The following is a 22,307-nucleotide window of genomic DNA, read 5'->3' on the forward strand; positions in this document are numbered from 1 at the left end:
CGCAGACGAACTTTGATGATATCAATCGCGTCACTCGCGGCGGCCAGCGTGCTCGCCGCGTGCGGTGGCGGAGGCGGCGGCCAGGACGAGACCCACACCCTCCGTTTCAACCACGTGCTCGCCGAGAGCGAGCCGTTCCACCAGGGGTTCCTGGACTGGGCCTCCGCCGTCGAGGAGCGCACCGACGGCGGGCTGACGATCGAGGTCTACCCCTCGGCCCAGCTTGGTGTCGAGGAGGACATCATCGAGCAGATCCAGGGCGGGGCGAACATCGGCCAGAACACCGACGCCGCCCGCCTCGGCCAGTACGTCGAGGAGCTCGCCGTGGTCAACGGCCCGTACTTCGTCGACACCCTCGAGGAGGTCGAGTCGCTCTCCGAGTCCGAGACCCTCCAGGGCCACCTCGACGCGCTCGAGGAGCAGGGCCTGAAGGTCATCTCGTTCAACTGGGTGCAGACGCACCGGCACTTCTTCACCAACCAGGAGGTCAACACCCCCGAGGACCTGGCCGGGCTGCGGATCCGGACCCCCGGCGCACCCATCTGGCAGGAGTCCGTCCGCGCGCTCGGCGCGGAGCCGGTCGCCATGGACTTCGGTGAGGTGTACTCCGGCCTCCAGCAGGGCGCCCTCGACGGCGCCGAGCTGGTCTACGCCAACATCCCCGGCGGGAACCTCTTCGAGGTGGTCGACCACGCGACGGAGACCAACCACATCCTCCTCATCAACTTCGAGGTGGTCAGCGCCGAGTGGTTCAACTCGCTGCCGGAGGAGTACCAGCGGGCCCTGGTGGAGGAGGCCGACCGGGCCGGCATGGAGACCTCCCAGGCGATGGAGGACCAGATCCCCGAGATCAAGGAGCAGCTCGAGGCCGAGGGCATGACCATCAACGAGAGCCCCGACATCGAGGCGTTCCGCGAGGCCGGCAACGCCGCCTACGAGGAGCTGGGCCTCACCGAGGTGCGGGACCAGATCTGGCAGGAGATCGGCCGGGAGTGAGCAGCGTCCCCGACGGCGAGAACGGCGGCCCGAGCCGGGGCGCCACCGAGGACGACGGGTCCGGCCGCGGCTTCTACCACCTGCTGGGACGGGTCGAGCTGCGGTTCGCCCAGGTCTGCGTGGTCCTCATGACCGTGCTGGTGCTTCTCTCCGCCGTCGCCCGGACCGCAGGGCAGCCGATGAACTGGACGGTGGACCTCGCCACGTTCACCTTCGCGTGGGCCGTCTTCGTCGGCGCCGACGTCACCTGGCGCCGCGGACGGATGGTGAGCATCGACCTGCTCGTGGACCGGGTGCCGCCGACCCTGCGGAACTGGGTCCGGCTGGCCAACTACGTGCTGATCGCCGTCTTCCTCGTCGCCCTGGTCGTCACCGGGGTCGTGCTGGCCGGCGACGCCGCCGACCGCAGCTTCGACGGACTGCCGGCCATCAGCTACACGTGGGTCACCATCGCCGTGCCGGTCGGCTCCCTCCTCATGCTCTACACGACGGCGCGCAAGATCCGTGACCACGTCGCAGCCATGCGCGGCCGGGCGACGCCGGAGGGGGAGGGGACGCCGTCATGACCCTCGTGCTGATCGTCTTCCTCGTCCTCGTCGCCCTCGGCATGCCGGTCGCGTTCGCGATCGGGATCTCCGGGTTCGTGTTCTTCCTCAGCCAGGACCTGGACGTGAACATCCCCGCCCAGGTGGCCGTCACGCAGACCCAGAACTTCGCGATCCTCGCGATCCCGCTGTTCGTGCTGGCCGGCAACTGCCTCAACGAGACGGGCCTGACCAGGCGCCTGCTCGACTTCGCCTCCGCACTCACCGGCCACATGCGGGCAGGCCTCGGTCACGTCAACGCCGTCTCGGCGTTCATGATGGGCGGCGTCACGAGCTCGGCGATCGGCGACGCCACGATGTTCGGTCGGGTGCTCGGCCCGGCCATGATGGCGAAGAACTACGCTCCGGGCTTCGCCGCGGGCGTCATCGGCACCTCGGCGATCATCACGACGATGGTGCCCCCCGGCACCGGCCTGATCCTGTACGGCACCCTCGGCGAGGTCTCCATCGGCCGGCTGTTCGTCGCCGGCGTCGTTCCCGGCGTGGTCATGACGCTGCTCATCATGGCCGCGGTGTCGATCACCGCGCGGCGCGGCGACTACCCGCGCGAGCGGGACCGGCGGGCGCCGCTGGCCGAGGTGCTGCGCACCGGCGTCCGGGCGATCTGGGCGCTGCTCTTCCCGGTCATCCTGATCCTCGGGCTCCGCTTCGGCTTCTTCACCCCCTCCGAGGCCGGCGCCTTCGCCGTCGCCTACGCCCTGGTCGTCGGGGCCCTGTTCTACCGCGAGCTGACCTGGGCGCGGTTGCGTCGCGCACTGTCGGACACCGTGGTCGACGTCGGCATGATCATGCTGCTCATCGCCCTCTCGGGCGGCTGGGGCTACGCACTGACCTGGGACCGGGTGCCGCAGACGATCATGGACGTCCTGCTCGGCATCTCGGAGAACCCGACGGTGATCCTGCTGGTCCTCGTGGTCTCCCTGCTCGTGGTCGGCATGTTCATGGACTCCACCGTCCTCATCCTGCTCCTGACCACGATGCTCGTCCCCGTCGCGGAGATGATCGGTCTCGACCCGATCCACTTCGGGATCGTGATGGTGCTGACGCTCACCCTCGGCCTGCTGACGCCGCCCGTCGGCATCGTCATGCTCATCGTCTGCCAGCAGTTCCGGACCGACGTGCCCACCTACCTGCGCCAGTCCGTCTACCTCTGGCTCGCGCTGCTGGCGCTCGTGGTGCTCGTGATCCTCGTGCCGGGCACGACCACGTGGCTCCCCGAGCTCATCTACTAGGAAGGACGCGAGGTGGACTTCAGCGGCAAGACGGTCCTCGTGACCGGTGCGGGTGCCGGCATCGGCCGCGCGACCGCTCTGCTGCTCGCGCGGCACGGCGCGTCCGTCGTCGTCAACGCGACCGCGGGCTCCGACCGTGGGCCGGCCACCGTCGAAGCGATTGCGGCCGGCGGCGGACGCGCGGTGCTCGCGGCCGGCGAGGTGCAGGACGCGGCGGCGTGCGAGGCGGCGGTGGAGACGGCCGTGGCGACGTTCGGCGGGATCGACGTCCTGGTCAACAACGCGGGCCTGGCCATCCCCGGCACGGTCGAGACGACGACCGAGGCGGACCTGGACCGGATGCTCGCGGTCAACGTCAAGGGCACCGTGCTGATGTCCCGGGCGGCGCTGCCCGCGCTGCGGGACTCGCGCGGCGTCATCGTGAACGTGGCTTCCGTCGCCGGGCTCAAGGGGCACAAGGACCGCGCCGGGTACGCCGCGTCCAAGGGCGCCGTGGTGGCGTTGACCAAGTCGATGGCGGTGGATCACGTGGGGGAGGGTGTCCGGGTCAACTGCGTCTGCCCCGGGACCACGCTCACCCCGGCCCTCGAGGCGAAGATCCGCGGCGCGCAGGACCCGGCGGAGACGGAGCGGCAGTTCGTCGCCCGCCAGCCGCTCGGCCGCCTCGCCGCGCCCGAGGAGATCGCCCACGCCATCGCCTACGCCGCGTCCGCCGAGGCATCGTTCATGACCGGCTCGGTGCTCGTGATCGACGGCGGCATGACCATGTGACCTGCGGCGTTGGGGGTACCGCGCCGTGGAGAGTGCTTCGCGCCGCCGTCGTTCCGTCTCGCGAACCGTGTGATAACGGTCGCACCTCCCTGTGATAACGGGCCTTTCGCCACGTAGCCTCAGGTCCATGCGTCGCACCCGGTCCCTGGCTGCCCTGGCACTCGTATGCCTGGTGCTGGCGGCCTGCCGCTTCGGGCCGGGGGGGACCGAGCCCACCGACGGCGCGACGACGGCGACCGAGAGCCCGACCGCCGAGGAGCCGACGGACGGGACGACCGGCGGCCCGACGGACGAGCCGACGGACAGCACCGGCTCCCCGAGCGAGGAGCCGTCGACGCCCGAGGAGACGCCCTCCCCCGAGGAGACGACCACTGAGGAGCCGACCTCCGAGGAGCCGACCACCAGCGAGCCGTCCCCGTCCGACGACGGCGAGGGCTCGGGCGGTGGCGACTCCGACGGTGGCGGTGACTCCGACGGCGGTGGCGACTCCGACGGCGGGTTGGGCGGCGACGAGGAGCCGGACGACGACGGCGACCTGGGCGGTGCGCCGAGCACCCCCGAGGAGGTCCAGGGGCCCGAGGTCGCCGTCGGCTTCGGCGAGACCTACGTGTGGGACAACGGTCTGTCGGTGCGGGTGGACCCGCCGCGCGAGCTCCGGAGCGAGGACCCGGAGGAGAGCCCGTCGACCTCCGGCGAGATGTCCGGATCCGCGGAGGGCCAGATGTCTGGTTCCGCAGCGCCGGAGTCCGACGACGACGCGCCGGCTGCCGACGAGGGCACGCCCTCGGACGACGCGCCCACGAACGACGCCCCCACCGAGGACGACGGCGACGAGGTTCTCGTCTTCGACGTCACCGTCGTCAACGGCACCCCCGAGGGCGTGAACCCCGGCTTCTTCTTCTCGCTGACCTCCGGCGGGCAGCAGGCCCAGGAGTACTTCGACAGCGGCGCCGGACTGACCGGGTCGCCCAACACCACGCTGCCGCCTGGTGAGCAGATCACCTTCCCGCTCGCGTACACCGTGACCGACCCGGACGAGCTCGAGCTCGAGATCTGGCCCGAGTACCGGTACTGGCCGGCCTACTTCGTCCTCACCGTCACCTCGAGCTGACGCACCCGCGGGCAGAATGGGCGCCATGCCCGCACCAGCCGACCTCGTGCACGCGGTCCTCTCGGCCACTCCGCTCGTCGACGGTCACAACGACCTGCCCTACGCGCTGCGCACCACGGCCGAGTCCTCCGTCGAGGGCCTCGAGGGGTCACGGCCCGAGCTGCACACCGACCTTCCCCGCCTGCGCGCGGGCCGGGTCGGGACCCAGTTCTGGTCGGTGTTCGTCCCGTCGCCCCTCACCGGGCCGGACGCGGTGCTCGCCACGCTCGAGCAGGTCGACACCGCGCACCGGCTCATCGCCCGCTACCCGGACACCTTCGCCTTCGTCCGCACGGCGGAGCAGGCACGGGAGGCGTTCCGCGGCGGCCGGATCGCCTCCCTGCTCGGCGCCGAGGGCGGCCACTCGATCGGCGAGTCGCTCGGCGCCCTGCGCGTGCTGGCCCGGCTGGGCGTGCGCTACATGACGCTCACGCACAACGACAACACCCCGTGGGCCGACTCGGCGACGGACAACCCGACCGTCGGAGGGCTGAACGAGTTCGGACGCTCCGTGGTCGCGGAGATGAACCGGATCGGCATGCTGGTCGACCTCTCGCACACCGCCGAGACCACGCAGCTCGCGGCGCTGGAGGTCACGACGGCGCCGGTGATCTACTCGCACTCCTCGTGCCGCGCCGTCTGCGGCCACCCGCGCAACGCATCGGACGCGGCGCTCGAGGTGCTCGCCCGCAACGGCGGGGTGCTCCAGGTGACCTTCGTGCCGAAGTTCGTCTCGAACGCCGCGGCGGACTGGGTCGCGGCGCGCCGCGAGGTGGAGACGGGCGCGACCGCAGTAGCGGTCGCGGAGTGGGAGGCGGCCCACCCACGGCCGCGGGTGCGGCTGGAGGACGTCGTCGTCCACGTCGAGCACGCCCGCGAGGTGGCCGGCATCGACCACATCGGCCTGGGTGGCGACTACGACGGCACCGACTGGCTGCCCGAGGGCCTGGAGGACGTCTCCGGCTACCCCCGCCTCCTCGAGGCCCTTGCCGAGCGGGGCTGGTCCCGCTCCGACCTCGCCGCGCTCGCGGGTGAGAACGTCCTGCGGGTCATGCGCGACGCCGAGGACGCGGCGACCGAGGCGCTCTGACGGCAGCTGCCCGTCTGAAAAGAACGTCTCAATGATCCAGACGAAGTTTCCGGGCGAAGCGCGCTCAGGGCCCGGCGGTCAGAAGGTGTCGTGGTCCCAGGCGCCGCAGGCCGCGCAGAAGCCGTCGACGACGTCTGCCGGGCCCTCCACGTCCGTGCACCAGACCGTGACGTCCGCGTAGGGATCCTTCTCGACCGCCGGCTGGGTCTCGGGGCTGGTGACTGCCATGTCGGTCTCCCTCCCGGTCGTGCGCTGCCACCTCCATGGTTGCCCCGGGGGACGACATGCGATGGAAGGACGCGCCGCCCGGCGGCGGATTGCGGCCGTCGGCCGATCGCGGACTGTCAGCCGATCGCCGCCAGACGCGGCAGCAGCGGTGCCAGGACGTCGACGGCGTCGCGGCGCACGACGAATCGGGTGATGCCCCAGCGTCGGTGGTGCTGCTCGATCCGTCCCACGATCTCGTCCTCGGTGCCGGCGAGCACATACGGCACCTCGAGGAGCCGGTCCGCGGCAATCCCGGTCTGCTCGGCCACCTCGGCGGTCGCGCCGTCGACGTCGTCGGTGACGGCGACCAGCTGGACGAGTGCCTCGAGCTGCGGACGATCCCGCCCGGCCGCGCGGGCGCCCTCCTCGACCAGGGCCACCTGCTCGTCGACCACCTCCGGCGTCCAGCGCACCTCGTGCTGGTGCCCGTCCGGCAGCGTCCGGCCCAGCCCCGCGAGCCCCACCACGTCCGCGTGCTCGCCGGCGAACCGCAGCAGCCGGGAGTTGGAGGTGCCCACCAGCAGCGGCAGCGGGTCCTGGATCGGTCTCGGGTTCGTCAGCCGGCCCGTCATGCTCACGTGCGGCCCACGGGCCGTGACCTCCTCGCCGCGCAGCAGGTCCCGGACGGCCAGGGCGACCGCCTCGCACCGTGCCACCCGGCCCGCCACCCCGGGCCGGTCCCGGCCGACGGCCTGCCACTCCGCGGGCGTGTGGCCCGCCCCGATGCCGAGGACCGCCCGGCCGCCGGAGACGACGTCGAGCGTGGCGGCGTCGACGGCGATCTGATGCGGCTCTCGGACGCCGGCGTTGACGACGTACGTACCGAGCCGCAACGTCCGCGTCACGGCTGAGGCCGCCGCCAGCGTCACGAACGGCGCCGGCGTGGCGCCGGGATGGTCCGCCGCGTAGAGGGTGTCGAACCCCGACTCCTCGACCGTCCGGGCGAGGTCCAGCCACTCGCCGGACCCACGCGGGGCGGCCTGGACGGCGACGGAGACCATGCCGTCCAGCCTGCTCCTGCCCGCGACGCGGGGCAACGCCTATCTGCTGCGGGCAGCGGACGTGGCCGGACGCTCCCGGCGCCGCCGGGTCCGCACGTCACGCAGCCGAGCCAACAGGACCAGGAACGGTGCGGCGGTGAGGCCGAGGAGGACGAGAACCTCGCTGCCCGACCACTGCGGCACGAGGGCGACGGCGCCGGCGAGCAGCACGAGCGCGGGGCACCCGCGGCGCGGCCCTCGGACGAGGCGGGCGAGCAGCAGGACCCAGCAGGTGAGGAGCCCGACCAGGTAGACGACCGCCGGGCCCCACACGATCCACGCCGGCTGGTCCATCGTGCCGCCCTCGATCGGGGAGTCCCACGTGGCGTCGATCGAGGAGGCCATGAACTGCACGGTCAGCAGCAGCGAGCCGGCCGCCAGCACCACCGGCGCGCCGCGGACCAGGACCGGGTGCCACCGGTACCGCCGCGGCGCCGTCGCGACGAGGTAGGGCAGCAGCCCGAGGACCACGAGCGTGACCACGGTGACCAGCGCCGTCAACGGCGGGCCGAACGGACGTTGCTCCCACACGTCGATGGCGTCGCCGCTGGTCGGTTCACGGAGCATCGCGAGCGAGGTCTCGGTCCTGGCCAGCTGCATGGTCACGCCGAAGAGCAGCAGCAACCAGCCCACGCGGTCCGCGGCGCGCCGCCACAGCAGCATCGCCCCGGCGAGCGCGTAGGGCACGCCGAGCATGCCCGCGAGCATGCGGACCGGCCATTCGGAGATCTGCCGTTCGAGGTGGTAGCTCGCCTCGGTCCAGCCGCCCCACGCGGCAGCCGCAAGGGTCACCCCGAGCAGCAGGACGACGGCCGCGCGGGACCGGACGGCGGAGGAGGCGGGCATGGGCGCAAGTCTGTCCCGGGATCGGCCGTCCGGCGAGGGGCAGGGCTGCCCATGCGGGCCGACCCGGAAGGTCCGGCCGCCCGCCGTGGTTGTGCCTGGCAGGGCTGAGCGGCGCGCGGACGCAGAGCCGGCGGGCCGCACGAGGAGCACCGGGAGGTGCGCATGGAGGAGATGGACTCCTACTCCCGCACCGTGAGCGCGGTTGCCGCCGAGGTGACCGGCAAGGTCGCCGCCGTCCGCCTCGGCACGGGCAGCGGGTCCGCGGTCGTGGTCGACGGCGGTGCGCTGCGCGATCCGTCCCCCGACCATCCGGCCCGGACGACGGCGAGCACCGTGCTGGTCACGAACGCGCACGTCGTCGGTCGCTCGCGCCGCGGCACGGCGTCGTTCGTGGACGGCACCGAGGTCGCCGTCGTCGTCGCCGGCAGCGACCCGCTCTCGGACCTTGCCGTGCTCCGGGCGCCCGAACCCGCCGAGCTTCCCGCCCCGGTCCGGCTCGGTGACGCGGACGGCCTCGTCGTCGGCCAGCTCGTGGTCGCGGTCGGCAACCCGCTCGGCCTCATCGGCTCGGTGACCGCGGGCGTGGTCAGCGCCCTCGGCCGCGCCCTGCCCACCCGCAGCGGCAGGGCCGGCCGGGTGGTGGAGGACGTCATCCAGGTCGACGCCGCGCTCAACCCCGGGAACTCGGGCGGGGCGCTCGCCGACCACCGCGCCCGCGTCGTCGGCATCAGCACCGCGGTCGCCGGCGTCGGGCTGGGCCTGGCGGTCCCGGTCAACCGGACGACCCGGCACATCCTGACGACGCTGCTCGAGGACGGACGGGTCCGCCGGGCCTACCTCGGCATCGTCGGCGCGCCCGCACCCGTGCCCTCCGACGTCGCCGAGCGGTACCAGCGCAGCAACGGCCTGCGCCTCGCGCAGGTCGTCGCGGGCAGCCCGGCCGACCACGCGGGCCTGCGCGCCGGTGACCTGGTGCTCGAGGTCGGCCGGCAGCCGGTGGAGGACGCCCAGGGGGTGCAGCGTCAGCTGTTCGGCGACGCGATCGGCAGCCCGCTGCCCGTCACCGTGCTGCGCAACGGCGCGATGGTGGACGTCGTCGCGGTGCCGACCGAGCTGAGCTGACGCGAGCCGAGCGCGGGAGGGCCGAAACTCTTTCGGTTCGACATCGGTTGTCCGTCCGTCGGCCGCTCCGTAGTGTCGGGTTTGTTGTGGCGTAGGGCGAAACCGGGCGACGGCGCTCGGTCGGGCCCGTGGACGAGGCGGTCCGAGAACGGTCTCGGCGCCGGGGAGGCAGACATGCGCACACGAACCGTGACGGCAATGATCGCCGTCGGGGCCGCGACCGGGATGCTCGCCTGCGCGGCACCGGCCTCGGCGCAGCCGCCGGGACTCGCCAAGCAGGACACGCTCGCGTGGCTGGCTCCGCCGGGGCTCGAGGTGGGGGCCGCCGTCGCCGGGGGAGGGCACCACGAGAACCAGGAGTACCCGGACCCGTTCTTCTTCGACACCGAGTACCGCGAGCTGCTCGCGAACGAGTTCACCTCGCTCACCCCCGAGAACCAGCTCAAGTGGGACTTCGTCCACCCCGAGCCGGACGTCTACGACTTCGAGGCGGCCGACGCGATCGTGGAGTTCGCCGAGCAGAACGGCCAGGACGTGCGCGGCCACACCCTCCTCTGGCACAACCAGAACCCGGCGTGGCTGGAGGAGGGCGACTTCACCGCCGCCGAGCTGCGCGCCATCCTCCGCGACCACATCCGCACGGTCGTGGGCCGCTACGCCGGTCAGATCGACCAGTGGGAGGTCGCCAACGAGATCTTCGACGACTCCGGCAACCTGCGCGCGCAGGAGAACATCTGGCTGCGGGAGCTCGGTCCGGGCATCGTCGCCGACGCCTTCCGGTGGGCCCACGAGGCCGACCCGAGCGCCGAGCTGTTCCTCAACGACTACAACGTCGAGGGGATCAACGCGAAGTCGGACGCCTACTACGCCCTCGTCCAGGACCTCCTCGCCGACGGCGTCCCGATCCACGGCATGGGCCACCAGGCGCACCTGGGACTGCAGTACGGGTTCGACCCGGGCCTGCAGCAGAACCTCGAGCGCTTCGGCGACCTCGGCCTGGTCACCGCCATCACCGAGCTGGACATCCGGATGGAGCTCGGCGAGGACGGCGTCCCGACCGCCGAGCAGGTGGCGGAGCAGGCCCGCCGGTTCAGTGCCGTGCTGGAGGCGTGCCTCGCCGTCGACAGCTGCGAGTCCTTCACCCTGTGGGGCGCGAGCGACCTGTACTCCTGGGTGCCGCACACCTTCGCCGGGCAGGGATCCGCGACCCCCTGGACCGAGGACCTGGAGCGGAAGCCTGCGTACTGCGCGCTGCAGCGCACCCTCGCCGAGGCCAGCCCGGGCGGCGCGCAGCGGTTCGCCCACCACCCGGCCTATGCGGAGTGCCGCGCGCTGCTGAGCTGAGGCCGGGGCTGCCCCCACCAGAAACCTGGACGGATCGCACCGGCCGGACCCTAGAGTCGGGTCATGGGACTCCTCGAGAAGGTTCGCCTCGCCGTCGACAAGGACTCAGCCGGACCGGACTGGGTGATCCTCGACCTGCACGGCGAGTACCCGACGTACCGGTCCACCGACCCGGTGCAGGCGGTGGTTCGCCGGGGCGAGTCCTTCGAGGGGCTGGTCGAGCGGCTCGAGAAGCTCGCGGACGCGGAGTGGCTACGCGGCGTCGTCGTGCGGGTCGGCGATCTCAAGACCGGTCTGGCGACCTCCCGCCGGATCGGGCTCGCGCTCGGCCGGCTCGCCGCGCGCAAGCGGGTGATCGGCTACCTGCCGCAGGTCTCGATGCGCAGCCTGCTGACCACGGCGACGCTCGCCGAGGTGGTCGCCCCCGAGTCCGCCGAGGTCCAGCTGCCCGGGTTCGCCGCCGAGCAGGTCTTCTTCGGCGCGTTCCTGTCCCGGCACGGCATCGGGTTCGAGAACCTCCGGATCCGCGAGTACAAGTCCGCGCTGACGCAGTTCTCCGAGGCGCAGATGGACGACTACCAGCGCGAGCAGCTCACCGCGTATCTCGACTCGGCGGAGCGCACGTGGGTGGCGGACGTCGCCGCACCCCGGGGCCGTGACGGCGCCGTGCTGGATGCCGGCATCACGAGCGCGCGGCAGCTCGCCGAGCTGGGGCTGATCACCCGCATCGCCTACGACGACGAGCTCGTCACCACGGTCGAGCCGAGCTGGCCGCGGACGCTCGAGCTGCTGCTGCCCGACCTCCGCGGGGCCCGGCGCGGCAAGAAGGCCGACCACATCGCGGTCGTGACCGTCCAGGGCCCGATCGTCCCCGGCCGCTCACGGGGCCTGCCGCCCGTGCCCTTGCTGCCCGGGCCGACCGCCGGGTCGGACACGGTCGTGGCCGCACTGCGGAAGGCGGACCGCGACGAGCACGTCCGCGCGATCGTCCTGTACGTCGACTCCGGCGGCGGGTCCGCGCTCGCCTCGGACCTCATCGGGCGGGCCGTCGCCCGCTGCTCGACGCCGGTGGTCGCCGTCATGGGCGAGGTCGCCGGGTCGGGCGGCTACTACGTGCTCGCCCAGGCCGACCACGTGGTGGCCGACCCGTACACGATCACCGGCAGCATCGGGGTGGTCGTGGGCAAGCCGGTGCTGGCCGAGCTGGACGAGCGGCACGGGCTCAGGCCGGAGTCCGTGGGCCGCGAGCAGGCGCTCTTCGGCAGCCCGCACCGGCCGTTCTCCGAGGCGGACCGGACCTGGGCGGAACGGATGATGGAGGAGGTCTACGCGCGGTTCGTGGACCGGGTCGCCACCGGCCGGGGCCTGTCCGCCGAGCGCGTGGACGAGATCGGCCGCGGCCGGATCTGGAGCGGCGCCGCGGCGCACGAGATCGGCCTCGTCGACGAGCTGGGGGACCTGGAGGCCGGGCTGGTGGCCGCCCGCCGGCTGGGTGGCCTCGCCGAGGATGCGCCCGTCTCGGCCGTCTCCACCGGCTTCCAGCTTCCCGGCACCCCGACGTTCGGCAAGGACGCGGCCGGCACGCTCGGCGGCTACTGGCCCTTCGGCACCGAGACCGTCCTCACCTGGCTTGACCACCACCTCACCATCCGCTGACCCCACCCCGCGACCACTCAGTACAGAAGTGACGAGTCGCGGCAAGGGTCAGACGACGCCGGAGGTGCCGAGCAGGAAGCCGACCAGGTAGGTCACGGCCAGCGCCAGGGCACCTCCGGCCACGACCCGCAGGGCGGCGTGCCGGCGGCTGCCGCCTCCGATGCCCGCCGCGACCGCCCCGGTCAGGGCGAGCGCCAGCAGCGTGGCGGCGAAGGTGACGGGGACCCGCGCCTCCGGCGGGGGCAGCAGGATCGCGAGCAGCGGCAGCACGGCACCGACCACGAACGAGCCGAACGAGGCGAACGCGGCGTGCCACGGGCTCACGACGTCCTCGAGGTCGATGTTGTGCCGGGCCCGCACCACCGCGGCGAGCGGGTCGACCGCCGTCGCCTCGACGGCCACGGCGCGCGCGGTCCGCGGGGTGAGCCCCCGCGTCTCGTACAGCCGGGCGAGCGAGTCGACCTGCCCCTGCGGATCGGCCGCGAGGGCACGACGCTCCCGGGTCACCAGGTGCCGCTCGCTGTCCCGCTGGCTGCTGACCGAGACGTACTCGCCGAGGGCCATCGACACCGCACCGCCCAGCGCGGCGGCCAGGCCCGCCGTCGCGATCGGGCCCGTCTGGGTCGTCGCCCCGGCGACGCCGACGACGACCGCCGCCACCGACACGATTCCGTCGTTGGCGCCGAGGACACCCGCGCGCAGGGCGTTGAGCCGCTGCTCCAGGCCGACCGGTCCGCGGTCGCGTCGGCCCCTCCGCGGAGCCTCGCCAGAGGTCTCCGCGCGGCCGGACGCGAGGATGCCCACGTCGTCGAATGTAGGCCGCCCGGGGCCGTCCCACAACGAAGGAAAGGCATGCCTTTCCCGCGGAATCACGCGGTTCGTGGCTGCCTCGACCGCCGTGCGGCAGGGCTGTGTCAGCGCGAGACCATCCGTTCGCGGCGCTCCGCGATGACCTCCGGAAGCAGCGTCGCGAGCGCATGGCCGTCGCGGCCCTGGACGGTCGGGACGCCGTGCTCCGCGGTCGCGTTGCGCCTCGCGGGCGGCTGCTCGATGGCTTCCGGGGTGCCGTGCGCGAGCACCTGCTCCGCCGGCGAGAGCTGGCGGATCGCGATCGCGGAGATGTGCCGGGGGTGCTCGCGGGCGAGCTCGTCGTAGACCATCGGGTCGTGCTGGCCGTCGTCACCGACGAGGACCCAGCGGATCTCCGGGAAGGTGATGAGCAGGTTCCGCAGCTGCGTCCGCTTGTGCTCGACGCCGGAACGGAACAGTCCCGTCGGCGTCGGCCCCCAGTCGGTCATGAGCATCGGACCCTCCGGGTAGCCGTGGGTCCGCATGAAGCGCCGGAGAGTGGGCACGGTGTTCCACGCGCCGGTCGAGAGGTAGAAGACCGGGGCGTCCCCCTGCCCGTCGAGGAGCGTGCGGTACAGCTGTGCCATGCCGGGCACGGCCTTGCGCGCCGAGGTGTGCCGCACGAACGTGTTCCACGCCGCGATGAGCATGCGAGGCAGCATCGTCACCATGATCGTGTCGTCGATGTCCGAGACGATCCCGGTGCGCACGGTCGGGTCCACGACGAGGACCTTCGCGGTCACCGGCCGGGCCGCGACCGCCTCGATCTCGACCTCGTGCCATCCCGGCTCCAGCCCGTGGTCGCGAACCATGACGTCGATGTACCCGCCGCGGTCGGTGGTGGTCCGCAGGGTCTGGTCACCGGCCCGGACCGTGACCGGCAGGAAGCCGACCTGCGCGGTGAAGAACGACCGCCAGCCACGCTGGGCCTCGGCGGCGACGTCCAAGGGACTGATGGGTGGCTCCGGTGCGTCCTCGCCCACCTCGTGATCCTCGGTGTCGGCCTCCGGGTCGGCCATGATCACCCGCCCGAGGACGTGCAGGCTGCGGACCGAGCCGTAGCCGGTCAGCCCGATGATCCGGGGCCGCCAGCCACGGCGGCGCAGGTACACGACGCTCCGGCGGTTGATGGCGTCCTCGGCTGCGCTGACCGCGCGGGAGAGTCCCATGGGTCCACGCTATCGACACCACGCGGTCGCACGTCGTCGCAGTGCCGGGGCGTCACCGTCCGACGGCGACCCCGGCGGGTCACCGGACCCGCGCCGGCGTCCACCCGGCGGCGTCGACGGACCGTGGCTCAGTACCGGGTGTCGTGCCGCGGGTCGTCGCGCCGCTCCACGTACGTGTGCTTCGTGTTCGACCGCTGCTTGTTCACGATGAGCGCGATCACCAGCGCGACGGCCCCGGCGACCATGCAGATGTAGCCGATCGTCGTCAGATCGACGTACGGGACCTCCGCGGTGACGGCGAACGCGAGTATCGCGCCCACCACGATCAGGAAGATGCCGCCGCCGATCCCCATGCCGTTCACCCTCTTCCGCCCCCGCGACCGTCGCGGGCTGTCCCAGAGCCTGCCCACTCCGAGGGCGGCGCGGCAAGTCCGGCCCACCCGCGGGTGGCCCTGGACGCGGGGGCGTGGCGGTCCCGCCGTTGTCTCAGACGGCGTCACCAGGGTGGTCGCGACGTTCGACACGCTCGGTGTGCCGGGTGCGCGAACGCATCGCGTTGAGGATCAGCCCGATGATGAGCGCCAGCACCCCGGCGCCCATGCAGATGTAGCCGATCATGACCAGGTCGACACCCTCGACGCTGTCCGCCACGGCGAAGGCGAGGATCGCGCCGACCACGATGAGGAAGATCCCTGCGCCGATACCCATGTGTCCGGCTCCTCTCGTCGGAACGCCGGCCGGGAGCATGCCGGCCCGCGGGTCCCCGCCAGTGTGAACCCGCTCGGGCCTGTCCGCATGTCGAGGACGGCGCCGTGCTCAGGCCCCCGGGATGCCGACCGAGCGGGCGGTGGTCCGCGCGAGGTGCTCGATATGCGCCTCGCGCGCCTCGATGACCCGGTGGTAGTGCCCGAAGAGCTCGAAGCTGACGGCGCCGAACAGGGCGGTCCAGGCGTCGATGACGGCCAGCACCGTCTCCGGACGCAGCCTGCGCAGTGACGCGGTCTGCTCCGGGGCCATCGTCCGGACCACGTCGGCGATCCGGGCGTCGACGTCCGCCTGGAGATCCGGCGGGACCGGCACGGACCCGTGCTCGGTGAGGCCGGGACCCGCAGCGGCGTCGGTGGCGATCCCGGCCAGCAGGAGCGTCACCCCTGACGCCGGCACCACCGTGTCGTCGGGGGCGACGTAGCCCGGCACGGGCGTGCCGTAGATGAGGGCGTACTCGTGCCGATGCGCCAGCGCCCACGCGCGAACGGCGCGGAAGACGGCGCGCCAGCGGCCCAGATGGTCGTCGTGGCCCATCCCCGACTCGGCCTCGCGCGCGGCGGCACCGAGGCCCTCGTACGCCGAGATGATCAGCGCGGTCAGCAGCGCGTCCCGGTTCGGGAAGTAGCGGTAGACCGCGGACGGCGCCATACCGAGCTCGCGGGTCACGGCGCGCACGGACAGCCCGCCCGCGCCGTGGTCGGCCAGGTGCCGGCGGGCCACCTCGACGATCTCGGCGACGAGCTCGGCACGGACGCGTTCACGGATCCCAGGCATGCGGCCGAGTGTGCCACAGGACGGATCACTGATACGGAACGTGAACAGTGCTCTTGACGCAGGTCGACTCCAGATGGAACGCTGATCACGAAAAAGAACAGTGTTCACACATCTCGCATCCGGAGGTCGCCATGTCGCTGCACGTCATCGTCGGAGCCGGTCCCGTGGGGAGCACGCTCGCCCTGCAGCTCGCCGACGCCGGGCACGACGTCCGCATCCTGACCCGCTCCGGGCGCGGTCCCGACCATCCCCGCATCACGCGGGTACGTGTGGATGCTGCCGACCCGGCGAGCCTGACGGCGCAGACCCGCGGCGCGACCGTCCTCTACAACTGTGCGAACCCGCCCTCCTACACCAGCTGGGAGGAGCACTGGCCGCCGCTGGCAGCATCGATCCTCGAGGCCGCGGAAGCCACTGGCGCCGTCCTGGCGATCACCGGGAACCTGTACGGCTACGGCCCGGTGCCCGGGCCGATGACCCGTGATCTGCCGCTCGCCGCCACCGACCACAAGGGCCGGCTCCGCGCGCGCATGTGGGCGGACGCGGTCGCCCGCCACCGGGCCGGCGCCGTCCGGGTCGCCGAGGTCCGGGCGGCCGACTACGTCGGTGCGATCGAGCCGATGAACAGCATGGCGGTGCTGTATGCCACCCAGGCCGTGCGGGGCAGGCCGGTACTCACCTTCGGGCCGCCGGACGTGCCACACACCTTCACCTACGTCCCCGACGTCGCCCGCACCCTCGCCGCCGTGGCACTCGACGAGCGTTCCTGGGGTCAGGCCTGGCACGTGCCCTCCCCGCCGACCCGCACCGTGCGGGAGGTGATCGGCGACATCGCCGCGGCGGCCGGTGCCCGCCGGCCGTGGATGATCCGGATCCCGCGACCACTGCTCCGGCTGAGCTACCCGGTCGTGCCGCTGATGCGCGAGATCGGCGACCTGCTGTACCAGTGGGACCGGCCGTACGTCCTCGACGCGGCGGAGACGACCCGGACTTTCGGCGTCGAGGCGACACCGTGGGACGAGGTCGTGGCCGAGACGGCCGCGGCACTGACCGGGCGGTCGGCGGTCGTCACCGGTTGACCGGCGGGTGTCAGCTCACAGGACCTTGGAGAGGAACGCCTGCGTCCGCTCCTGCCGCGGGTTCGCCAGCACCTCGGCCGGCACGCCCTCCTCGACGATGACCCCGCCGTCCATGAAGATCAGCCGGTCGCCGACCTCGCGGGCGAAGCCCATCTCGTGCGTGACGACCATCATCGTCATGCCCTCACGGGCCAGGTCCTGCATGACCTGGAGGACCTCGCCCACCAGCTCCGGGTCGAGCGCGGACGTCGGCTCGTCGAAGAGCATCATGTCCGGGTTCATGCACAGGGACCGGGCGATGGCGACCCGCTGCTGCTGCCCGCCGGACAGGTGCGCCGGGTAGGCCGTCCCGCGGTCGCCGAGGCCGACGCGGTCGAGCATCTGCTGCGCGACCTGCTTCGCCTCCGCGCCCTTGCGTCTCAGGACCTTCTCCTGCGCGATCGTGAGGTTACGCAGCACGCTCATGTGGGGAAAGAGGTTGAACTGCTGGAACACCATGCCGATGCGGGCGCGGACCCGGTCGATGTCGACGTCCGGGTCGAGGACGTCGACACCCTCGATGAGGATCCGGCCGTCGGTGGGCTCCTCGAGCACGTTGACCGACCGCAGCAGCGTCGACTTGCCCGAGCCGGACGGCCCGACCACGCAGACCACCTCGCCCGGCCGGATGGTCAGGTCGATGCCGCGCAGCACCTCGTTGTCACCGAAGCTCTTACGGAGCTGGTGGATCTCGATGGCCGGCACGTCCGCCGTCGTCGCGGCCTGGGGGGTGGCGTCACTCATCGTGCCCTCGCCATCTTCCGCTCCAGCACCGCCACCAGTCGCGTGAGCGGGACCGTGACCAGCAGGTACAGCATCGCCGCCATGACCAGCGTGGTGCCGTTGGCGTTCGTCGTCGCGCTGTCCCGGGCGAACGTGGTCAACTCCTTGGTGAAGATCGTGGATCCGGCGATGTACACCAGGGAGGTGTCCTTCAGCAGCAGGACGAACTCATTGGTCATGGGCGGGATGGTGATCCGGAAGCCCTGCGGCAGCACCACCCAGAGCATCGTCTTGAACGGGGACATCCCGAGCGTGCGTGCCGCCTCGGTCTGGCCCTTCGGCACGGCCTCGATGCCGGCGCGGATCACCTCCGCCATGTACGCCGATGCGACCGCGATGAGGCCCAGCAGACCGGCGCCGACCGCGCCTCCGGGCAGTCGGACACCGAAGGCGATCGGCAGGATGAAGGCGAACGCGAAGATCGTCAGCAGCGCCGGCAAGCCGCGGAAGAGCTCGATGTACGCCGTCGCGAACCAGCGGTACGGGCCGATGGAGGACAGCTTCATCAGCGCCATGAGCACGCCGAGCACGAGGCCGCCGGCGAAGGCGATCACGGTGAACAGCAGGGTGTTCTTCAGCGCGACGGTGATGATGTCCGGGAACTGCTCCGCGGCGAGAGCGAGGTCGAAGAACTGCTGCTGCAGGCGCGCCCAGTCCGCCGAGACGGCGACGAGGACGACGGCGATCACGAAGATCGCGTACATCACCCAGCGGACGAGCCGTTTCCTGGTGGACCTGCGCATGAGAGGGCCGATCAGCCGTTCTCGGGGAAGTAGGAGTTGTAGATCTCGTCGTAGGTGCCGTTCTCGCGCAGCGCGGCGAGCTCGGCGTTGATCGCCTCGCGCAGCTGGGGGTTGAGGTCCTTGGCGAGCGCGAAGCCGTACTGCTCGTCGGTCTCGTACTGCTCGACGATCTCGTAGCCGTCGTCGTCCTGCTGATGCTGGTCGTTGACCGGCAGGTCCTGCAGGATCGCGTCGATCTGGCCGGCCTGCAGCGCGGGCCACAGCTCGCCGTCGGACGGCAGCGCGAGGAACTCGGTGCCCTCGGGGGCGTTCTCCTCGGCGTACGTCTGGCCGGTGGTGCCCTGCTGGACGCCCACCGTGTGGCCGGCGAGGTCGTCGATGCTCTCGATGTCGGAGTCGGCCGGCACCAGCAGTGACTGCAGCGAGTTGTAGTACGGGTCGGTGAAGTCGAGGTTCTGCTGCCGCTCCGGGGTGATGGTGATGGCCGACGCGCCGATGTCGCACTGGCCGGCGGCGAGCGCCGTCCCGGACTGGAGGGCGTCGAAGCCAGTGTCCTGGACCACGAGCTCGAGCTCGAGGTTCTCGGCGATCGCCTGGAGCAGGTCGATGTCGAAGCCGCTGTAGCCGCTCGGCGCCTCGGAGTCCTCGACCTCGAACGGCGGGTAGGGCACGTCGGAGCAGGCCGTCAGGGTGCCCGGCGCCACGAGCTCGTACTCCGAGCCACCACCTTCGGACTCGCCGCCGCAGGCGGCGAGCAGGGTTGCGGCACCGGCCAGGGCGACGGCGGTGCGGATCGGGCGGATCATCGTGTGCCTCCGGGCGAGCGGATCGGGCTGCGGGCCCCCATAGCATCACGCAACTGTTGCCCGGGTGTGAAACCCAGGGACGTAGGCTTGTCCTATGTCACAGAGCGCGGCCCTTCCTCGGACGATCCGGCCCGAGCGGAGGGTCCTGCGTGACGAGGTGTACGACGCGCTGCTCGAGATGCTCGTCGACGGCCACTTCGGGCCGGGGGAGACGCTCGGCATCGACCCGGTCTCGGCGCAGCTCGGCGTCTCGCCCACGCCGGTGCGCGAGGCCCTGGTGCAGCTGGAGTCCACCGGGCTCGTCACGCGAACGGCACTGCGCGGCTACCGGGTGGCACCGCCGATGTCCCGTGAGGTCATGGAGCAGCTCTTCGACGCGCGGCTGCTGCTGGAGGTGGGCGCGGCCCGCCACGCGGTCCCGAACCGGGAGCGTCTGGCGCCCGAGCTGCGGCGGGTGCTGGAGGTCCAGCGGGGCCACGCCGAGGCGCTCGCGCGCGTCACGGACCTGGACCAGGACGCCCCGGTACGGGACCTGAGCGCGTACCTCGCGGCCGACCGCGCCTTCCACGACGCCATCTTCCGGGCCACGGACAACACCTTCTTCGTCGAGATGGCCCGGCACATCTCCATCCACGGCCAGCGCCTGCGGCAGTTCGTCGAGCATCAGCACATCGACGCCGAGGTCGCGATCGCGGAGCACGCCCGGGTCCTCGAGGCCATGGAGTCCGGCGACACCGAGGCGGTCGCGTCCGCCATGCACGCCCACATCCTCGGCGTGCGGGAGCGGACCCTGAGCGACGCCCCCGCGACGACCTGAGGCGCCAATACCCGGACGGCTGCCGAACGGGGCCGGATCCTATAGGATCGATGCCCGCGGACGGCTCACGCCACCGCCCACCGACCCGAGGAGCACCGTTGACCTCCACCCGCCTGCCCGATGCCCGGACCGCCGTCGTCACCGGCGCGGGAGGGCGGCGCGGCATCGGCCGCGCCGTGGCCCGCGCGCTCGCCACCGACGGGTGGTCGCTCGCCCTCGTGGACCGCGACGAGGACGGTCTGCGTGAGGTCTGCGGGGAGCTCGTCGACCAGGGCACCAGGGCCGTCGCCGTGCCGGCCGACGTCGCCTCGCCGGAGTCGGTGCGTGACGTCTTCCGGGCCGTCGACGAGCAGCTGCCGCCCGTCGTCGGCCTGGTCAACCTGGCCGGGATCCCCTCGCCGGTACCGCTGCTGGACCTCAGCCCGGAGGACTGGGACCGGGTCATGGCGGTCAACGCGACCGGTTCGTTCCTCATGCTGCAGGCGGCGGCCACCCGGATGCGCGAGGTGGGCGTCGGTCGGATCGTCAACACCTCCTCGATCACCGCGTTCGACGGCGGAGGGACGTTCTCCAAGGGCGCCTACGCCGCCGCCAAGGCGGCGGTGCTGGGCCTGACCCGGGGCGCCGCCCGCGAGCTCGGGCCGTACGGCATCACGGTCAACGCCGTCGCTCCCGGGCCGATCGACACGGACATCATGGGCGGCACCCTGACCGAGGAGCGCAAGGCCGACATGGCAGCCGGCATTCCCGTCGCCCGGGTCGGCCAGCCGGAGGAGGTCGCCGCGCTGGTGGCCTTCCTGCTCTCCGAGCGCGCCGGGTTCATCTCGGGTGCCACCCACCAGATCGACGGCGGCAAGTACATGCACTGACCCCGGGTCCTGGCCGGAGCCTCCCGGCTAGCGGGCTGGCCCGGTGTCGTCGGCGTCGGCCCGAGGTTCCGGTCCGCCGCCGGTGCGTCCGCGCGGCGCTCCCTTCCTGCGTCGGGTCCCCAGCGGCGGGTCGGGACGCCGGGTATAGCGGTGCGCGGTCGGGGCGATCCAGGTCCTCCCCGGGTCTTCGCGGCGGACCGTCCATATGCCCCGGGTCTTGAGGTTGTGATGCCTTCGGCACAGCGGATGGAGGTTGACCTCGGTGGTCTGCACGCGCGCGTCGGCGTCGGTGGCGTCGTAGGCGTCGAGATGGTCCAGGTCGCAGAACACCGCCGGCTGACGGCAGCCGGGGAACGTGCACCGCACGTCCCGGGCGCGCACGGTACGGGAGAGGACCACGCCCGGACGGTAGGCCTTCGTGCCCAGCGCGACGAATTCGCCGTTCGCATCGGTGAACAGGCCACGCCAGGTCGCGTCCTGAGCGATCCGGCGCGCCAGATCGGCCGGGATCGGCCCGTACCCGTCCATCTCCGCGGGTTCGTCGTCCAGCCCGAGCAGCGTGTCGGCACCGATCGTCACGTGCACCTGGGCCCGTGCGGACCGACCGGCTCCACCGCTCGCGGCGGTCCGTCCGGCGTCGGTGCCGGCCTCGTGGGCGCCGGAGAACAACCCGACGAACACGTCGGCACGCCGCTGGTCGACCGTGCGCGTGTCCGTGTCGGTACGGGCCGCGTCCGCGAGCCGGTCGAGGCACGACTTCACGGTCCGCGCGTCGTCGGCGCGGAGGTATGCGGTGACCCGGGCCATGGCGTCCGCCAGTGGTTCGACCTCGACGTGCCGGGCGGCGTACTCGGCCTCTCGCCGCAGGGCCCCGGCCTCCGGACTGACCGTGAGCGCGTGACGGCGCACGTCGGCCTTCAGCTGCGGTGCCGTGCGCTCCTCGGCGTCGCCGTCGAGCAGGTCCCGAGTCAGCTCCCGATGCTCGGTCTCGCTCACCCCGGGTTGTCTCTCGGTCAGCACGGTTGCCCGGCGCACGTCGATCGGTCCGACGGCGAGGGCGTCGGCCACCTCCGGGTAGGACTCGCAGGCGGCCGCCAGGCCGACCTTGGTCTCGGCGGCCCGGCCGGTGATCGACAACCGCGCGCGCAGCTCGTCGACCACGGCGTCGAACGCGCGGCTGGAGGAGCCGCGACGCGCCAGGAGCTCGGAGAGGGCATGGTTCTGCCTCGCGACGGCGGCCGAGGCGACCCGTTCGAATCCGGCGATGACCTCGATGAGGGCCTGGTCCGAGACGTCGGCCACGTCGAGCGCGAAGAGCTCCCGAGCGAGCTCGATGCCTCCGGGTAGGGCCTCGAGCCGGCGAGCGGTGGCGTCCAGAAGCCCGTGATCGTCGGGCAGCTGGGCAGCACGGTGAGCCGCCTCGTCGCCGGCCTCGTCGCCGGGCCCGCCACACTCCGTCTCGAACATGCGTATGACACTAGGCGAGAGGTCC

At 72.3% G+C, this 22,307-nt stretch carries 24 protein-coding genes; 12 read left to right on the plus strand and 12 right to left on the minus strand.

Features of this window, described 5'->3' with window-relative positions; translation table 11 throughout:
• Positions 1 to 15 precede the first annotated feature (15 nt).
• The 6 genes from ACFQQL_RS03370 to ACFQQL_RS03395 all read left to right on the plus strand — a co-directional run bounded on the left by ACFQQL_RS03370 (position 16) and on the right by ACFQQL_RS03395 (position 5,844).
• Entirely contained in the window at positions 16 to 996 is a 981-nt protein-coding gene (locus ACFQQL_RS03370; protein WP_382391250.1) for a C4-dicarboxylate TRAP transporter substrate-binding protein, read from the plus strand.
• Positions 993 to 1,562 (plus strand): TRAP transporter small permease, encoded by a 570-nt coding sequence (locus ACFQQL_RS03375; protein ID WP_382391252.1) that lies wholly within the window; start codon positions 993 to 995, stop codon positions 1,560 to 1,562. Before ACFQQL_RS03370 ends, ACFQQL_RS03375 begins: the two co-directional genes overlap by 4 nt.
• Positions 1,559 to 2,833, plus strand: a complete 1,275-nt coding sequence (locus ACFQQL_RS03380) for a TRAP transporter large permease (protein ID WP_382391254.1) — start codon at positions 1,559 to 1,561, stop codon at positions 2,831 to 2,833. Before ACFQQL_RS03375 ends, ACFQQL_RS03380 begins: the two co-directional genes overlap by 4 nt.
• A gap of 12 nt (positions 2,834 to 2,845) precedes the next feature.
• The gene (locus tag ACFQQL_RS03385; protein ID WP_382391256.1) at positions 2,846 to 3,604 is read left to right on the plus strand and encodes an SDR family NAD(P)-dependent oxidoreductase; all 759 of its coding nucleotides are present in this window, start codon (positions 2,846 to 2,848) and stop codon (positions 3,602 to 3,604) included.
• A gap of 127 nt (positions 3,605 to 3,731) precedes the next feature.
• Positions 3,732 to 4,715: a hypothetical protein gene (locus tag ACFQQL_RS03390; protein WP_382391258.1), complete on the plus strand. Its 984-nt coding sequence runs from the start codon at positions 3,732 to 3,734 to the stop codon at positions 4,713 to 4,715.
• Between the two features lie 25 nt (positions 4,716 to 4,740).
• Complete coding sequence (locus ACFQQL_RS03395; RefSeq protein ID WP_382391260.1) at positions 4,741 to 5,844, plus strand: dipeptidase; 1,104 nt, start codon at positions 4,741 to 4,743, stop codon at positions 5,842 to 5,844.
• Positions 5,845 to 5,922: 78 nt separating this feature from the next.
• Here ACFQQL_RS03395 and ACFQQL_RS03400 read toward each other — a convergent pair whose 3' ends face one another.
• The 3 genes from ACFQQL_RS03400 to ACFQQL_RS03410 all read right to left on the minus strand — a co-directional run bounded on the left by ACFQQL_RS03400 (position 5,923) and on the right by ACFQQL_RS03410 (position 7,997).
• A complete protein-coding gene (locus tag ACFQQL_RS03400) occupies positions 5,923 to 6,072 on the minus strand; it encodes a hypothetical protein (RefSeq protein ID WP_382391262.1) in 150 nt (49 codons plus the stop codon).
• A gap of 116 nt (positions 6,073 to 6,188) precedes the next feature.
• On the minus strand, positions 6,189 to 7,112 hold the full coding sequence (locus tag ACFQQL_RS03405) for a TIGR03621 family F420-dependent LLM class oxidoreductase (RefSeq protein WP_382391264.1): 924 nt from the start codon (positions 7,110 to 7,112) through the stop codon (positions 6,189 to 6,191).
• A gap of 39 nt (positions 7,113 to 7,151) precedes the next feature.
• Entirely contained in the window at positions 7,152 to 7,997 is an 846-nt protein-coding gene (locus tag ACFQQL_RS03410; protein WP_382391266.1) for a hypothetical protein, read from the minus strand.
• Positions 7,998 to 8,159: 162 nt separating this feature from the next.
• Here ACFQQL_RS03410 and ACFQQL_RS03415 point away from each other — a divergent pair, with 162 nt between their 5' ends.
• The 3 genes from ACFQQL_RS03415 to ACFQQL_RS03425 all read left to right on the plus strand — a co-directional run bounded on the left by ACFQQL_RS03415 (position 8,160) and on the right by ACFQQL_RS03425 (position 12,119).
• Positions 8,160 to 9,119 carry a S1C family serine protease gene (locus ACFQQL_RS03415; protein WP_382393770.1) on the plus strand — a complete coding sequence of 320 codons (960 nt, stop codon included), beginning with the start codon at positions 8,160 to 8,162 and terminating at the stop codon, positions 9,117 to 9,119.
• Positions 9,120 to 9,293: 174 nt separating this feature from the next.
• Positions 9,294 to 10,463 carry an endo-1,4-beta-xylanase gene (locus ACFQQL_RS03420; RefSeq protein ID WP_382391268.1) on the plus strand — a complete coding sequence of 390 codons (1,170 nt, stop codon included), beginning with the start codon at positions 9,294 to 9,296 and terminating at the stop codon, positions 10,461 to 10,463.
• Positions 10,464 to 10,526: 63 nt separating this feature from the next.
• Positions 10,527 to 12,119 (plus strand): S49 family peptidase, encoded by a 1,593-nt coding sequence (locus ACFQQL_RS03425; protein WP_382391270.1) that lies wholly within the window; start codon positions 10,527 to 10,529, stop codon positions 12,117 to 12,119.
• Positions 12,120 to 12,167: 48 nt separating this feature from the next.
• On the opposite strand, the gene ACFQQL_RS03430 is transcribed toward ACFQQL_RS03425, so the two are convergent.
• The 5 genes from ACFQQL_RS03430 to ACFQQL_RS03450 form a co-directional block, all read right to left on the minus strand.
• Positions 12,168 to 12,842 carry a VIT1/CCC1 transporter family protein gene (locus tag ACFQQL_RS03430; RefSeq protein ID WP_382393772.1) on the minus strand — a complete coding sequence of 225 codons (675 nt, stop codon included), beginning with the start codon at positions 12,840 to 12,842 and terminating at the stop codon, positions 12,168 to 12,170.
• Positions 12,843 to 13,033: 191 nt separating this feature from the next.
• Positions 13,034 to 14,137: an App1 family protein gene (locus ACFQQL_RS03435; RefSeq protein ID WP_382391272.1), complete on the minus strand. Its 1,104-nt coding sequence runs from the start codon at positions 14,135 to 14,137 to the stop codon at positions 13,034 to 13,036.
• A 128-nt stretch (positions 14,138 to 14,265) separates the two neighbouring features.
• Positions 14,266 to 14,490, minus strand: coding sequence for a DUF6458 family protein (locus tag ACFQQL_RS03440; RefSeq protein WP_382391274.1), 225 nt, complete (start codon positions 14,488 to 14,490; stop codon positions 14,266 to 14,268).
• 133 nt (positions 14,491 to 14,623) lie between these two features.
• The gene (locus tag ACFQQL_RS03445) at positions 14,624 to 14,845 is read right to left on the minus strand and encodes a DUF6458 family protein (RefSeq protein WP_382391276.1); all 222 of its coding nucleotides are present in this window, start codon (positions 14,843 to 14,845) and stop codon (positions 14,624 to 14,626) included.
• Between the two features lie 108 nt (positions 14,846 to 14,953).
• Positions 14,954 to 15,679, minus strand: coding sequence for a TetR/AcrR family transcriptional regulator (locus ACFQQL_RS03450; protein WP_382391278.1), 726 nt, complete (start codon positions 15,677 to 15,679; stop codon positions 14,954 to 14,956).
• Between the two features lie 131 nt (positions 15,680 to 15,810).
• On the opposite strand from ACFQQL_RS03450, the gene ACFQQL_RS03455 reads away from it, so the two are divergent.
• Complete coding sequence (locus tag ACFQQL_RS03455; protein ID WP_382391280.1) at positions 15,811 to 16,758, plus strand: NAD-dependent epimerase/dehydratase family protein; 948 nt, start codon at positions 15,811 to 15,813, stop codon at positions 16,756 to 16,758.
• A 15-nt stretch (positions 16,759 to 16,773) separates the two neighbouring features.
• Here the strand turns inward: ACFQQL_RS03455 and ACFQQL_RS03460 are convergent, their stop codons facing one another.
• From ACFQQL_RS03460 to ACFQQL_RS03470, 3 genes are read right to left on the minus strand one after another with little or no spacing between them, the layout of a single operon-like run.
• Complete coding sequence (locus ACFQQL_RS03460) at positions 16,774 to 17,541, minus strand: amino acid ABC transporter ATP-binding protein (protein WP_382391282.1); 768 nt, start codon at positions 17,539 to 17,541, stop codon at positions 16,774 to 16,776.
• The gene (locus tag ACFQQL_RS03465) at positions 17,538 to 18,323 is read right to left on the minus strand and encodes an amino acid ABC transporter permease (RefSeq protein ID WP_382391284.1); all 786 of its coding nucleotides are present in this window, start codon (positions 18,321 to 18,323) and stop codon (positions 17,538 to 17,540) included. The genes ACFQQL_RS03460 and ACFQQL_RS03465 overlap by 4 nt, the downstream gene beginning before the upstream one ends.
• Before the next feature lie 11 nt (positions 18,324 to 18,334).
• On the minus strand, positions 18,335 to 19,129 hold the full coding sequence (locus tag ACFQQL_RS03470) for a transporter substrate-binding domain-containing protein (RefSeq protein WP_382391286.1): 795 nt from the start codon (positions 19,127 to 19,129) through the stop codon (positions 18,335 to 18,337).
• A 94-nt stretch (positions 19,130 to 19,223) separates the two neighbouring features.
• On the opposite strand from ACFQQL_RS03470, the gene ACFQQL_RS03475 reads away from it, so the two are divergent.
• A complete protein-coding gene (locus ACFQQL_RS03475; RefSeq protein WP_382391288.1) occupies positions 19,224 to 19,946 on the plus strand; it encodes a GntR family transcriptional regulator in 723 nt (240 codons plus the stop codon).
• Between the two features lie 98 nt (positions 19,947 to 20,044).
• Entirely contained in the window at positions 20,045 to 20,815 is a 771-nt protein-coding gene (locus ACFQQL_RS03480; protein ID WP_382391290.1) for an SDR family NAD(P)-dependent oxidoreductase, read from the plus strand.
• Between the two features lie 27 nt (positions 20,816 to 20,842).
• Here the strand turns inward: ACFQQL_RS03480 and ACFQQL_RS03485 are convergent, their stop codons facing one another.
• A complete protein-coding gene (locus ACFQQL_RS03485) occupies positions 20,843 to 22,282 on the minus strand; it encodes an HNH endonuclease signature motif containing protein (RefSeq protein ID WP_382391292.1) in 1,440 nt (479 codons plus the stop codon).
• Between the last annotated feature and the right edge of the window lie 25 nt (positions 22,283 to 22,307).

The sequence above is a fragment of the Georgenia alba genome (genome assembly GCF_042665525.1).
GTDB lineage: Bacteria > Actinomycetota > Actinomycetes > Actinomycetales > Actinomycetaceae > Allobogoriella > Allobogoriella alba.